Annotated in this window: 1 protein-coding gene; it reads right to left on the minus strand. The window is 56.5% G+C overall.

The window, feature by feature from the left end:
• Positions 1–421: immunoglobulin-like domain-containing protein (locus AAEZ05_RS27850; protein WP_350649769.1), on the minus strand; the 421-nt coding region annotated here is incomplete at both ends.

Here is a 421-nt window from a genome sequence, read left to right on the forward strand (position 1 = left end):
CATCGCCTTGACCGGTAGGTTCGTCGGTAACGGTGGTTTGCACCGCGTTATCGCCCAGAGTCAGTTTTTCGTAGGTGCCTGCACCTTCCACCGATACCAGCTTGTTGACGATGGCTGGTTGACCGCCAATCGCGATGTCATCGGCTGCCGTGATAGTGGCTTGGCCAGTGACGCTATTAGCCGGCACTTTAATCAAGGTGCCATCGGTGAGCTTGAAGGTCAGCTCAGGATGGTTGGTCAACGGCAGACCAGTGCTGGTGGTCAGGGTCACGGTGTAGGTGACTTGGCCGCCTTCAGCAACAGTGGTTTTATCCGCGGTCAGAGTCGCAATGACTTCGCTGATTGTATCGGTGATAACGACCGAAGCCGGATTCCCCAGAACCACATTTTCCAGCGCCGTACCGTTGGAGGTTGCACCGGC

This window comes from Pseudomonas sp. HY13-MNA-CIBAN-0226 (assembly GCF_040310305.1).
In the GTDB taxonomy this organism is placed as follows: domain Bacteria; phylum Pseudomonadota; class Gammaproteobacteria; order Pseudomonadales; family Pseudomonadaceae; genus Aquipseudomonas; species Aquipseudomonas gregormendelii.